Here is a 13,737-nt window from a genome sequence, read left to right as displayed (position 1 = left end):
ATGCCGCGCAATCTAATACTTTTGTCCGTATTTTTTATCGTATTGACCTCCTGCAAACAAGAAGTACAAAAGAAGGTCACCCTACGTGAAGATGTAGCCTTTTTGGCGAACGACAGCCTACGAGGGCGTGAAACAGGTACTCCGTACGAAAAAGAGGCGGCCCGGTATTTGGAAGAACGTATGCGGAGTATTGGATTGTTGCCCAAAGGGAACGCAGGCACCTATTTCCAGACCTTTAGTTTCAAGCCGAAAAATGACCCGCATGCCGAAGTACAATTTGTGGATGGCGATAGCACCATTACCGGAACCAATGTCATAGGGTATATTGATAATAAGGCCGATAAGACCGTTATCATTGGCGCCCATTACGACCATTTGGGGATGGGCGGGGAAGGATCTTTGTATGCCGATGGCGAGGCCATTCATAACGGTGCGGACGATAATGCCAGCGGTGTGGCCGTATTGTTGCAATTGGCGGCTAAACTCAAGGATACCATTACCCAGCACAACTACCTTATCATGGCCTTTTCCGGAGAGGAAATGGGCCTTTTGGGAAGTAATTATTTCTCAAAAAACCCCACGATCGATTTGTCAAAGGCGAATTACATGCTCAACATGGATATGGTAGGGCGCATGCGGGAGGACAAGACCCTTTCCATTAGCGGCACCGGAACGGCCCCCATTTGGGGTCAGGTATTAAACAGTAACAACCCCGGATTCAAATTGGTGTTGAGCGAATCGGGCATGGGCCCCAGCGACCATACTTCTTTTTATTTACAGGATATTCCAGTACTACATTTTTTCACGGGGCAACACGAGGATTACCATAAGCCTTCGGACGATTTTGACAAACTGAATTATGAAGGGATGGAAATGATCACGGATTACATCCTTTCCGTCATTTATGATTTGGACAATGACGCAAAGCTGGCTTTTAGAAAAACGAAAAACGAAAGTGAGGAAACCCCAAGATTTAAAGTAGCGCTGGGTGTAATGCCCGATTATTTATTTGATGGAAACGGGATGCGCATAGACGGTGTTACTGATGGCAGGCCTGCAGCCGCGGCCGGACTCCAAAAGGGGGACGTGGTCATTCAATTGGGCGATAGTACCGTAACGGATATGATGAGCTACATGCGCGCACTTTCCATTTTTGAGAAGGGCGATGCCACGGAAGTTATCGTTAATCGCTATGGCGAGAAAATCAAAGCAACTATTTCGTTTTAGGTTGAAATAAAAAGGTCTTTGCTTCAAAGTTTCTTTTCCTTATTAGGGATGGGTGTTTCGCGAAAATGGAACGCGGAGGGTCCGGGTTTTTCTTTTGATACTTTTTCCATCGCCGAAAAAGTATCCAAAAAGGCTAGGCTGATTCTGGGATACTTGAAATCCAAGAAGTCTTTGGCCCGCATCGCCCAGGCCGTTTCCGATTGCATCGGAATACTCTGTGGGCGATTTCCTTTGGCCAATTCCAAGGACTCCCGGATTTACTACGTATCCCAAAATAGGCCGGTTTACTCCCTAAAATTCATTTATGTTACCTGCTGAATTTAAAACCCAAAAAAGCTCCCCTCCCTGATTATGGAGGGGTGCTTCCATGAAAAAGGAATGGGGAGGGTTGAATTAGCATCCTTTGTAAAGACCGTTTTTTACTATTTTTGCACCTCAAATGATTTGGTTATGCCCAAAATCGGTGATATAGAACTACCTGATTTTCCGTTGCTACTGGCTCCTATGGAGGATGTGAGCGATCCACCCTTTCGTGCCCTTTGTAAGGAACAGGGAGCCGATGTGGTTTTTACCGAGTTCATTTCTTCCGAAGGGTTGATTCGTGATGCCGCCAAGAGTGTCATGAAGTTGGATATCTATGAAAAGGAACGACCTGTGGGCATCCAGATTTTTGGGGCCAACTTGGATAGTATGTTGCAATCCGTGGAGATTGTGGAAAAATCAAACCCGGATATCATAGATATCAATTTTGGTTGCCCGGTCAAAAAAGTAGTATCCAAGGGTGCAGGCGCTGGTATTTTGAAGGATATCGACTTGATGGTTTCCCTTACGGATGCCATGGTAAAACATACCAAACTCCCCATTACCGTTAAGACCCGTTTGGGCTGGGACGAGGATTCCATAAAAATCGTTGAGGTTGCGGAACGTTTACAGGATGTTGGCTGCAAGGCCATTTCCATTCATGGGCGTACCCGTGCCCAAATGTATAAGGGCTACGCAAAATGGGAACCTATTGCGGAAGTAAAGAACAATCCCAGGATGCATATACCCGTTTTTGGAAATGGGGATGTGGACACTCCCGAGGCCGCTATGAAAATGCGCGATGAATACGGGCTGGACGGTGCCATGATCGGACGGGCCAGTATTGGATATCCTTGGTTTTTTAGGGAAGTAAAACACTATTTTAAGGCAGGGGAACTATTAGCACCACCAACGATTCAGGAGCGTGTTGAGGCGGCAAGAAGGCATTTACAGATGTCCATAGACTGGAAAGGGGAAAAGTTGGGCGTTTTTGAAACCAGAAGACACTATACCAATTACTTCAAAGGGATTCCCAATTTTAAGGAATATCGCATGAAAATGGTAACCAGTGACGATGCCGTGGATGTTTTTGATGCCTTTGATGAGGTGCTTGAAAAATTTGGAGACTATCAGTTCGAGCAGGTTTAAGCTGCAATCAACTTTTTATTGATTCGGCTGCTGGCAATTTTTGAAGCGATAACGCCCAATACCAGAATAGTCGCTAACACAATCAAAACATTGATCAATTGAAATTCAACCGGATAGGCCAGAGAGGGTGTAATCTTAAGCCACCCAAAGAAAATCTGGGACCATACCAATAGCGATCCCAGCAATACCCCTATCAATCCCCCAAATCCTGTAACCAAGATTCCTTGAACAAAATAAATGTTGCGCAATTCCTTTATGGTAGTTCCCAAACTGTACAAGGTTTTTGAATTCTGTTGTTTGTCCAAGATCATCATGATAATTGCCCCCACCACATTGAACAGTGCAATGATCAACACCAACGTAAAGATGAGGTAGGTGGCCATATTTTCGGTATTCAACATTTTATAGAGCGTGCTATTTAATTCCTGCCGATTCCTTACCATGACAGAATCCCCTAAAACCTCCTCGATTTCGGAACGGACGGTTTGCTCATCCGTACCATCCTTCAATTTAAAATTGATACCGGAAATATCGTTTTCGGTTTTTTCCAATATGGCTTGGGTCAGGGAAAGGTCGGCAAAAACGTATTTATTGTCCAAATCGGCCTCTACGGCATATACACCTCCAATGATGACGGGAAGTCGGTTATACAAAGCACTCACACCAACGCCTCCTTGGGAAAGGGATCCCTTGCCTGGCTTAAAGGCATAGATCTGCATAGGGCTTCGAAATTGATTGATGGTAACGCTAAGGATATTCGCAATACCTATCCCCGAAACCACCTGTTGGTCATTGATGGTCCAGTTTCCTAAATACAATATGCTATCTGTATTTACCACCTTGGTGTAGTTGGAATCGATGCCCTTGATGTAGGCAATGTGATTTTTTCCCTTATGTTCCAGGTATACCTTTTCCTCAATTTCCTTGGAATAGTAGGCCAGGCCACTGATACCGGTCAAGCGTTGTTCTTGTTCTGGGGTAATGGAAAAGAATTTTCCGAATGTGGGTTGTGCCTTCAGCTCCGGGTCAAAGGAATTGGTGAAGGAAAGGCTGAAAGTTTTAAGTCCCGCGAAGCCGGAAAGTACTATGAAAAGCGCCGCTGAACCAATGACGATGACAAGAAAAGTGATAAAATTAATGATGTTTACCGCATTTTGTGAGCTCTTGGAGCGCACATATCTTTTGGCGATATAGAGCGGAAAGTTCAAGAATCAGGACTTTTTTCTTCTAGGCAGCAAGTCCCTGTTCTCAATAGGGTTTTCCTCCCCTTTCAAGGACTTATCTATTTTTTCTATATAATCGAGCGAGTCGTCCAAATAGAACAATAGTTCCGGCACCCTGCGCAATTGGTTTCGGGTACGTTGGGCCAGTTCGTGCTTAATCAAGGGCTGGTTGGATTTAATACCTTCCAACAATTCCTTGGCCTGTTCTGTTGGAAATATGCTGATGTAGACCTTGGCTATGGAAAGGTCGGTCGTGACGGAAACCTTGGAAACGGAAATCAAGGTACCCCTAAGCCCCCCTTCTATGGCGGCTTTTTGAAGGATAGCTACAATATCCTTTTGAATGACCCCGGCGATCTTTCTTTGTCTTTGTGTTTCCATACGGCAAAAATACATAGAATAATGTATCTTGTTATTATTCTATAGGGTACAGATACTGTATGTGATGAAAAAAATTGAACATTTGGGAATTGCCGTAAAAAATTTGGTAGATTCCAATGCGCTGTTCGAAAAATTGTTGGGAGAAGCACCTTATAAGGAAGAGGAGGTTGCCTCTGAAGGTGTTCGAACGTCTTTTTTTAAAAATGGCCCCAACAAAATAGAGCTTTTGGAGTCCTTGAATGATAATGGCCCCATTGCCAAGTTTTTGGCAAAAAAGGGCGAGGGTATTCACCATGTGGCTTTTGAAGTAGCCGATATTCGTGCAGAAATAGCGCGTTTAAAACAAGAGGGTTTTGAAGTCTTGGGTGATGAACCAAAAAGAGGCGCCGATAATAAATGGGTGGTCTTTGTGCATCCTAAGTCCACGAACGGTGTATTGATAGAATTATGCCAAGAAATCAAATAGGCAATTCGTCATTGCGGGCCGGTTGAATTGGCAACCTAAAATGTTGTGGCATATAAAAATAAGTGGTAATATTGCATCCGCAATTTGCGGGTCCTATAGCTCAGCTGGTTAGAGCACCTGACTCATAATCAGGGGGTCCCTGGTTCGAGCCCAGGTGGGACCACGGAGTGGTCAAAAAGTCTTAGCGTAAGCTAGGACTTTTTTTGTGGAATGAACTTTGGGCGAGAATGGTATTATTGGGACTTCAATTCGTTAAGATTCTTAAACGTTTTGTCCAAAATCCATCGGGAGCTCAAAAACCTTTAAATCGAAAAAGGGAAGGGCCGCCATCAGGTGATCGAAGATGTCCGCCATCACATATTCATAGTTTTCCCAGCGTTTGTCCGCACTAAAGGCATAGATTTCCAAAGGAATACCTTGCGGGGTAGGAGCCAGTTGTCTAACCATCAGGGTCATGCCCTTATTCACGGCAGAGTGGTTTTCCAAATAGTCCGTAATATACTTGCGAAAGACGCCAATGTTAGTGAGGTTTCTGCCGTTGATCGCCAGTTCCTTGTTTCGGCCATTTTCAATATTGTAGGCCTTTATTTTCTCGTTTCTTTCGGACAAATACGATTGTATCAATTGGATTTTTTTGAGCGCTTCCACATCCTTATCGGAGAGAAAGCGAATACTTTTTTGACTGATGATCAAGGCCCTTTTGATCCGTCTCCCTCCCGATTCCTGCATGCCCCGCCAGTTTTTGAACGAGTCGGATATCAAGGCATATGTGGGAATGGTGGTAATGGTCTTATCAAAATTCTGGACCTTTACCGTGGCAAGGTTGATCTCTATCACATCCCCGTCCGCCCCATATTTATCAAAGGTGATCCAGTCGCCTATGCGTACCATATCATTGGCGCTTACTTGGATACTTGCCACAAGACCCAAAATGGAATCCTTGAATATCAAAAGAATTATGGCCGACCCTGCACCCAAGGCCGTAAAGAATTTCCAGACCTGTACGTTGGTCACTATGGCCAGAATGGCCAAAATACCTACGGACCAGCCAAAAATCATAAATACCTGTATGTAGCTATCAAGGGGCTTGTCCCTAAACCTTGGCTTGGTCTTTAGGTAATCATTGATACTCCTGAATACACGTTTGATAATCGACAAGGCCAAGAGCACTAACAATACTTGTAGGGTTTTCATTGCAATGCCGCGGGCAAAGTCAAAATCGATAAAAGCGATGGGCACCGTTTTGAATAGGAGAAACATGGGTGCCAAATGGGCAAAGTACCTAGGCACCCTATTGGCAACCAAAAAATTATCGAAATTGGTCTTTGATTGCCTGGCAATTCTTATGGAAAAGGCCCTTAAAAACTTCCAAATGACCCAGTCCAGAATCCATGCCAAAACGAGTACCGCTGCCATCAGGATGATTACGTTTAGATATGCGGCAAGCGTTTCACTGATTCCGGTCTTTAGCAAGTAGTCGTATAGTAGCCTGGATGTTTCTTTTTCCATGCTGCAAAAGTATCAATTATTCCTATTATTTTTTTGGGCATCAACTACCGTTACCTTTGTTTGAGGGTTGCTAAGTAATTGAAATTAAGGGTAAATTGATTACATTTAGAGGGCGACCGGATTTCAACCCAACCCAAATGAATTACAAAGTTATTACGGCCCTGGTTTTGGCAGCTCTTATTGGCGGATTGTATGCCTATAAAGCGGGCCTTTTTGAATACGAAAACGAAGAATATGCCAGCCTGTCGTTACCTGAAACCGTAGATTATAATTTTCATATAAAACCGATTCTCTCCGATAATTGCTATACCTGTCACGGTCCCGATGCCAATAAACGCAAGGCCGGCCTGCGTTTGGACGGTCGGGAATCCGCGTTATCGGAACTACCGGAATCTCCTGGTCACTTCGCCATTGTACCAAAAAACCTTCGGGAGAGCAAGGCCTATCAAGCTATACTTTCGGAGGACCCTACAACACAGATGCCTCCCGCCGATTCCAAATTGTCCCTATCGGCCTATGAGAAAAAACTCATCAAAAAATGGATCGAGCAAGGGGCTCCATTTGAAAAACATTGGGCGTACATCCCCCCGGAAAAAACGTCCCTTCCCCAAACCAAAAGCACTTGGGGGAATAATGAAATCGATGCCTTTGTTCTCAAAAAATTGGAAGAGCACAACTTGGTTCCCTCTGACAAAGCATCCAATGAGACCTTGATACGAAGAATCAGTTTGGACCTCACGGGACTTCCCCCAGATCCAGAATCCGTTGCCCAGCTTTTGGCCCCGGCTTCCCAGGATACCATAGCGCATATCATCGATACTTTTTTGGCCTCCCCGGCCTATGGCGAGCGTATGACCCAATCCTGGTTGGACGTGGCGCGTTATGCTGATTCCCACGGCTATCAGGACGATAGTTACCGTACCATGTGGCCGTGGCGCGATTGGGTCATACATGCCTTCAACGAGAACCTACCGTACGACATCTTTTTAACCTGGCAGTTGGCGGGCGACCTCCTGCCCAATCCCACCAAGGAACAGATCTTGGCCACGGGATTCAACAGAAATCATCCCATAACCCAGGAGGGAGGGGTCATACAGGAGGAATATAGGGTCAATTACGTGCTGGACCGTACCAACACCTTGGGGAAAGGGATTTTAGGGCTTACCCTGGAATGTGCACGTTGCCATGACCATAAATACGATGCCATTTCCCAAAAGGACTATTTTGAAATGTTCGCCTTTTTCAACCAAGTGGATGAGAAGGGACTTCAGATGGATGCCGTGCAGGCGAAGAACCAGGCTTTTTTTGCCGACCCCCCGTTTATCCAGATTTCGGCAGCGGAAACAAACGGCGTACTTTCCTTTATCAACATGAAGGATACCCCCAAGATCAACGTAATGGTCATGAACGATTCCGCACCCAAGACCACCTATATTTTAAACCGTGGGGAATACGATCAACCTACAGATTCCGTCCTTCCAAACACACCAAAATCGATATTCGCTTTTCCCGATAATCTTCCCAAAAACCGCCTGGGACTCGCACAATGGCTCACGGACCAAAAGCATCCTTTAACCGCAAGGGTATTCGTGAACCGCATCTGGGCCACGCTTTTTGGAAAGGGTCTTGTGGAAACCGTAGAGGATTTTGGGGTTCAGGGAAGCCTACCTACGCATCCGGAATTGTTGGACTGGTTGGCAGTGGATTTCATGGAACATGGTTGGGACATCAAGTACCTGCTCAAAAAAATAATGCTTTCGGCCACGTACCAACAAAAATCGGAGTTAAGGCCCGACTTGAAACAGGCGGACCCCGAAAATTTATGGTGGGCGCGAGCCCCTCGGTTCAGGATGAGCGGGGAAATGATACGCGATTACGTACTTGCCACTAGCGGACTTCTTAACCAAGAAATTGGCGGCCCTAGTGTAAAGCCTTACCAACCTCCCGGTCTTTGGGAAGAAACGAACGCAGGCGGAAACAGGGGTGTCCTAACGAATTATATTCAGGACGAGGGTGCCGACCTCTATAGGCGCTCCCTGTATACCTTTTGGAAAAGGACCCTGCCACCGCCCAATATGACCATTTTTGATGCACCTACCCGTGATTTTTCGGAAGTTCGACGGCAAAAGACGAATACCCCTTTACAAGCCTTGGTGCTCCAGAACGATGTGCAGATCTTGGAAGCTGCTCGGGTACTGGCCCAAAACTTGGTTCATGAAGACCCAAATGGAAAAGATTATGTGACCGATGTCTTCAGGCGCATCCTAGTCCGGCCTCCCAAAGAGCAGGAATTGGTGGCACTTACCAATTACTACAAGGATGCCTTGAAGGGATATAGGGAGCAACCGGCAGAGGCGGAAAAATTGATTGCGGTAGGCGAATATCCCAGGCTGGAAACCGATGCCGCAAAGACGGCCGCACTCATGCTCACCGCACAGGTAATCTATAATTTGGACGAAACCATCACCAAAGAGTAAGCGTATGGAAGAACATAAAAACGAAAACCCCTTAAAGGTCAATAGGCGCCACTTTTTTTCACAGTTGAGCGTGGGCATAGGTTCCTTGGCCTTAGGGTCCCTTTTAATTCCCGATCTGTTCAAGAACGGCTCCAAAGAGTTGGCCCAACAACCTATGGGCATCCCCCATTTTGCCCCCAAGGCAAAAAGGGTCATCTACCTGTTTCAGGCCGGGGCGCCCTCGCAATTGGAAACTTTTGACTATAAACCGATGTTGCGCAAGCGCATGGGTGAGGATTTGCCGGAATCCATCCGAAACGGGCAACGCTTGACAGGCATGACGGCGAATCAGGAAAAGTTCCCGTTGATGCCGCCGGCCGTCAATTTCAGGCAACACGGGCAAAGCGGCACTTGGATCAGTGATTTTTTTCCCTACACGGCTAAAATTGCCGATGAGATCACGGTCATCCGCAGTATGCATACCGAAGCGATCAACCACGATCCCGCCATCACGTTTTTTCAGACTGGGAGCCAGATATCCGGTAGGCCCAGTATGGGTTCCTGGATGAGCTATGGCCTGGGCAGCGAAAACAAAAATTTACCATCTTTTGTCGTATTGACCTCTAGGGGAGATGGCAATAGTCAAGGGCTCTATTCAAAACTTTGGTCCAGCGGGTTTTTGGATTCCAAGCACCAAGGGGTGCTGTTGCGTTCCGGAAAGGACCCCGTACTCTATCTCAATGACCCGGATGGCATTTCCAGATCGGAAAAGCGAGACCTGTTGAACGAGGTATCCGCACTGAACAAGCTACATCATGTGGAAACGGGCGATGACGAGATAGAATCACGTATTGCCCAGTATGAGATGGCGTACCGCATGCAGATGTCGGTGCCCGATGTCATGGACATTTCCAAGGAACCCAAATCCATTATCGACCTGTACGGCGAGGATTGTCAGGTACCCGGAACCTATGCCGCGAATGCCCTACAGGCCAGAAGGCTGGCGGAAAATGGGGTGAGGTTCATACAATTATACCATCAGGGATGGGACCAGCACGGCAATCTGCCCAATGAAATGGCAGGTCAGGCGAAGGATGTTGACCAAGCTTCGGCCGCTTTGGTTTTGGACCTGAAACAACGGGGCATGTTGGAGGATACCTTGGTGATTTGGGGAGGTGAATTTGGTAGAGGTAATTACTGCCAAGGAAAGTTCGACCCGGCCAATTACGGCAGGGACCACCACCCCAGGGCCTTTAGTATCTGGATGGCCGGTGGGGGCATAAAGCAAGGCTTGAATTATGGTCAGACCGATGAATTTGGGTACAACGTCATTGAAAATCCGGTGCATATCAACGATTTTCATGCAACCTTGATGTATGCCTTGGGGCTGGACCATGAACAGCTCACATATAAGTATCAGGGGCGTCGTTTTCGATTGACGGACGTGGCCGGGAACGTCATCAAAGATCTTTTAGCATAACCCGATGACAAAGTCTACGCAAAAACGCTGGGTAGACTACCTCATTTTGGGGCTTTCCGTCTTTTTGGTTTTCTGCCTTTTGTTTGAATCCTACATGGAATTGCCGGCATGGGTATCCTGGTTGGGACGGTGGCATCCCTTGGTGCTGCATTTCCCCATTGTGCTGCTGCTTATAGCAATTTTCTTGAGCCTAACAGGTAAAAATGTGCCGAAAAGGTTGCTAATAGTTGCGGTTGTATCGGCCTTGGTTACGGCCATATCAGGATTTTTTCTAGGGAAGGATACCTTGGTAAAAGGAGACCTGCTCGTTTGGCACCAATGGTTGGGTGGGGCCCTGGCATTGCTATCGACTGTATGGTATGCCTTTGTAAATATGTTTCCAACCCAAATACGCTACCAACAAGTAATCCAGGTCGTACTCATAGGACTTATTGGGTTTACGGGCCACTATGGGGGAATGGTCACCCATGGACCGGATTTTTTGGCCTTTCCACAAAGCAAAAGACTGGATAAAATACCCGAAAACCCGAATATTTATTCGGATGTCGTGATGCGTATTTTGGACAATACCTGCCTATCCTGCCACAACCCCAACAAACAAAAAGGCGAACTCTTGATGACAAACCTTGACCAACTTTTTAAAGGGGGAGAACACGGCCCGGCCGTGGTACCCGGGGATTTGGAAAAGAGTTTGTTGGTACGGCGTGTACGGCTGCCCAAAGAGGACGAGGACCATATGCCACCAGAGGGAAAGACCCCTTTGAGCGAACTCGAAATCAATATCTTGGAACGTTGGATTACCCTGGGCGCTCCCGATACGGTACGACTGGACCAGCTAGAACCCTCGGAACCGCTGGTAGCGCTCATACAGGAAATGAGGACGCCGGACCACGAAGAAAAATGGAGGAGTTTTGCCACGGTTGCGGATAGTACCTTGCAGAACCTGTCCTCGGACTATCTCACCATTGAAAGAATGGCGGCCAACTCCAACGCCCTTAGTGTGGACGTCTATGCGCCACCAAACTATGACCCCAAACCGATAACGGATTTAAAACGGGTAGCGGACAACCTCGTGGAATTGGATGTGAGCGGCCTGCCGGTTGGCACTGAGGAGATGGCCACAATCGCCTCCTGTACGAATCTGGAATGGTTGGAAATTGATGGAACCCCGTTGACGGACAAAGAGTTACAATCGCTTACGAATTTGCAGAACCTGACCCTCCTCAAGGTATACCAAACGGGAATAACGGATCGGAGCGTAGAAGTTTTCAAACAGTTGCCGAAGCTCTCCAAACTCTATGTTTGGGATACGAATATCTCCGATGCGGCTCTGGAAGCCCTTCAAAAAGAGCGTCCCGCACTTCAGGTATACAAGGGCATAGACCCCGAGATCAAGGACTTTTTTGTAACGACCGATTCCACGGATACCAGCAGTCTCCAATAAGTTTGCCCTTTAATAAGAAACTGTTTACCAAAATGCTTTCCCGTTTTAATGTTCCATCACAAATGCCATTGGTCAAGAGAAGAGTCCACCAAACAAAAATGCTAACCAAGGGTAGGTTTTTGTTGTTGCACCAAGTGAGGTGGTCTACCTATCTTTAACTAGCCTCTTTTTGTTTATCAAAATGAGTATTATTTGTCAAGGTACATCAACGACTTTAGCGATAAATGCCCTTAAGCAAAACTTTAGGTCAATAAATGGACCTGTAAAGAACACTGTCTTGAATGGTCTTGGACCAAAAAGCCAAACCAAGACCTTATAATTTGCATCAGATTGAACTATCTATTTTTTCTATTCCATTCCCTGTGCATGTAACAATTCCATGCCGGTGGATGAGCGTGGTTTAAAACCGGGCCAATCCTTCTCATTGGAGTTTTTAGGAATGTCCAAGAGTAGGGAATGGTCCTCTCCCTTTAGATGGGTACCCAGAAATGCGGTGACAAAGTGTTGATTAACATTATTTATTTTACGCTGGTCCCATGAGGAATCTGCATAGCGATAATATTCATCCATGTGGAGTCCGGGCGCCAAGGATTCGGTCGGTGGTGGATTTGGGGCCACATTATGCCTTGCATTCATATAGGTAAGCAGGTATCGGTCTGCATTGATAGCTCCTTCATATAGGGCCTTGATACCATTTTCATAGCCGGATATATCATCCTGACTGCCGGCAATGAAAAAAGTGGGTTTTTTTAACCCTTTTAACCCTTCAGCATCCCAAACCCCCCGCGCCATACCCCAAGGGGCAAAGGCTACGACCGCCTTTATGCGTGGATCAATGGATTCTTGATAATCGGGATTGCTAGCTACTAGGGATTGGATAGCCGTGCTGCCCCCTGTCATTTGTCCGAAGAAACCAGCAGCACCATCACTATAACCCGCACCACCCACATTTAAAACACCATAGCCGCCCATGGAATAACCAATTATGCCCGTACGGTCTACATCCGTAATTTTCCCAAAGGGGGTATTGGTCAAAGCAGCCATTTCATTTAAAACAAATGTGATGTCCTTGGCCCTGTTCAGCAAGGTACTGTAAAACGCATTGGCGTCCCTAAAAGTAGAATCGGTATGGTCAATGGCAACAACTACATACCCTTTGGATGCTAAATTTTCTGTGAGATAGGTCATCAAATAGCGCGAACCTACATAGCCATGCGAAACTATTACCAAGGGAAAAGCACCTTCCGTTGTTTTTGGTGCTGCGTCTCGAACGGCCCTGCCTTTAAAAGTAAAGGGAATCAATGGGCGCAGGCTATCCCCACGCGTGCCCATTACTTCTTCATATGTCGTCAATACGTTGTTGGCTGATGCTACTGCTGCAGGATACCAAACTTCAACGGTCAGAGGTCGATCGTAAAGCACGTCCTTTCCTCCTTTAGAATTTAGGATGTCAATTTGATCTTTATGGAAGAGCTCCATGGTTTGGACCCCTACGGTGTGTTTGCCCCGTGCGGCAAGTTTCGGCGCATCCGGTAAGAGATCACCGTATAGAAATTCTTGTTGGGCGTTAAGCGTTTTTCCAGCACACAGTGCAAGAAAGAATATGGCCAAAAATGGCATGGAGCAGATTTTTTTACCTTTCATGATCACGTTTTACGTTAGGTAATCAAGATACTTAAATTTGATTGTTTCCTAACAGCCAAGTCAAAATTTACAAGGCATTTGGGACATTACGATATTCCATAAGGCTATTTCGTTAAAATGGCCGGTATAGCCGCACGCTTTTAGGATGCGCTTTTGAATGTTGGGCCTAGTAGGTTCGATGCCTTCAGGAAAGTAATTTGGTATATTATAGGATAATCACGTATCTTGTAAAGGCCCACCCTGTTCGCAATTTCAATGTTCCCCCGAAATATGTTATTGCTGCTATCCAGAAATGGGCCTATTTTTACGGGCACAAAGAAAGGATGCGGAATCAAACTAAAAAATACCCAATTATGGGGATATTTTCGTTGGATATAAGAAGTAAAGTTTAATATTATAGGCAAATGCTTAAGAATTGAAAATATTGACAAATCAGAAATCCCACGGCATATTTTAAT

11 protein-coding genes and 1 tRNA gene are annotated in these 13,737 nt (G+C 46.1%); 8 read left to right on the top strand and 4 right to left on the bottom strand.

Annotated features, from left to right (window positions below; genetic code table 11):
* The 3 genes from ACZ41C_RS06945 to dusB all read left to right on the top strand — a co-directional run bounded on the left by ACZ41C_RS06945 (nt 1) and on the right by dusB (nt 2,676).
* Nucleotides 1–1,227 carry a M28 family peptidase gene (locus ACZ41C_RS06945; RefSeq protein WP_464565098.1) on the top strand — a complete coding sequence of 409 codons (1,227 nt, stop codon included), beginning with the start codon at nt 1–3 and terminating at the stop codon, nt 1,225–1,227.
* A gap of 18 nt (nt 1,228–1,245) precedes the next feature.
* Nucleotides 1,246–1,545: a hypothetical protein gene (locus ACZ41C_RS06940; protein ID WP_464565096.1), complete on the top strand. Its 300-nt coding sequence runs from the start codon at nt 1,246–1,248 to the stop codon at nt 1,543–1,545.
* 132 nt (nt 1,546–1,677) lie between these two features.
* Complete coding sequence (dusB, locus tag ACZ41C_RS06935) at nt 1,678–2,676, top strand: tRNA dihydrouridine synthase DusB (RefSeq protein WP_464565094.1); 999 nt, start codon at nt 1,678–1,680, stop codon at nt 2,674–2,676.
* Here dusB and ACZ41C_RS06930 read toward each other — a convergent pair.
* Together ACZ41C_RS06930 and rbfA are read right to left on the bottom strand one after the other, a co-directional pair.
* Entirely contained in the window at nt 2,673–3,884 is a 1,212-nt protein-coding gene (locus tag ACZ41C_RS06930; RefSeq protein ID WP_464565092.1) for an ABC transporter permease, read from the bottom strand. The genes dusB and ACZ41C_RS06930 overlap by 4 nt on opposite strands.
* Nucleotides 3,885–3,887: 3 nt before the next feature.
* Nucleotides 3,888–4,280: a 30S ribosome-binding factor RbfA gene (rbfA, locus tag ACZ41C_RS06925; RefSeq protein ID WP_464565090.1), complete on the bottom strand. Its 393-nt coding sequence runs from the start codon at nt 4,278–4,280 to the stop codon at nt 3,888–3,890.
* Nucleotides 4,281–4,344: 64 nt separating this feature from the next.
* Between rbfA and mce the strand changes: the two genes are divergently transcribed.
* Together mce and ACZ41C_RS06915 are read left to right on the top strand one after the other, a co-directional pair.
* Complete coding sequence (gene mce / locus ACZ41C_RS06920) at nt 4,345–4,746, top strand: methylmalonyl-CoA epimerase (RefSeq protein WP_464565088.1); 402 nt, start codon at nt 4,345–4,347, stop codon at nt 4,744–4,746.
* A gap of 89 nt (nt 4,747–4,835) precedes the next feature.
* A tRNA-Ile gene (locus ACZ41C_RS06915) sits at nt 4,836–4,909 on the top strand.
* Nucleotides 4,910–5,007: 98 nt separating this feature from the next.
* Here ACZ41C_RS06915 and ACZ41C_RS06910 read toward each other — a convergent pair.
* Nucleotides 5,008–6,255, bottom strand: coding sequence for a mechanosensitive ion channel family protein (locus ACZ41C_RS06910; RefSeq protein WP_464565086.1), 1,248 nt, complete (start codon nt 6,253–6,255; stop codon nt 5,008–5,010).
* A 137-nt stretch (nt 6,256–6,392) separates the two neighbouring features.
* Between ACZ41C_RS06910 and ACZ41C_RS06905 the strand changes: the two genes are divergently transcribed.
* The 3 genes from ACZ41C_RS06905 to ACZ41C_RS06895 are packed head-to-tail and all read left to right on the top strand — an operon-like array spanning nt 6,393 to nt 11,635.
* Nucleotides 6,393–8,732 (top strand): PSD1 and planctomycete cytochrome C domain-containing protein, encoded by a 2,340-nt coding sequence (locus ACZ41C_RS06905; protein ID WP_464565084.1) that lies wholly within the window; start codon nt 6,393–6,395, stop codon nt 8,730–8,732.
* Between the two features lie 4 nt (nt 8,733–8,736).
* Nucleotides 8,737–10,191, top strand: coding sequence for a DUF1501 domain-containing protein (locus ACZ41C_RS06900; protein ID WP_464565082.1), 1,455 nt, complete (start codon nt 8,737–8,739; stop codon nt 10,189–10,191).
* A 4-nt stretch (nt 10,192–10,195) separates the two neighbouring features.
* On the top strand, nt 10,196–11,635 hold the full coding sequence (locus tag ACZ41C_RS06895) for a c-type cytochrome domain-containing protein (protein ID WP_464565080.1): 1,440 nt from the start codon (nt 10,196–10,198) through the stop codon (nt 11,633–11,635).
* 348 nt (nt 11,636–11,983) lie between these two features.
* Here the strand turns inward: ACZ41C_RS06895 and ACZ41C_RS06890 are convergent, their stop codons facing one another.
* Nucleotides 11,984–13,279, bottom strand: a complete 1,296-nt coding sequence (locus ACZ41C_RS06890) for an alpha/beta hydrolase family protein (RefSeq protein ID WP_464565078.1) — start codon at nt 13,277–13,279, stop codon at nt 11,984–11,986.
* Between the last annotated feature and the right edge of the window lie 458 nt (nt 13,280–13,737).

The organism is Maribacter sp. C-4077, assembly GCF_055378385.1.
Note: the sequence above shows the minus strand (reverse complement) of the source record. Positions and strands in the feature narration are given on the sequence as shown.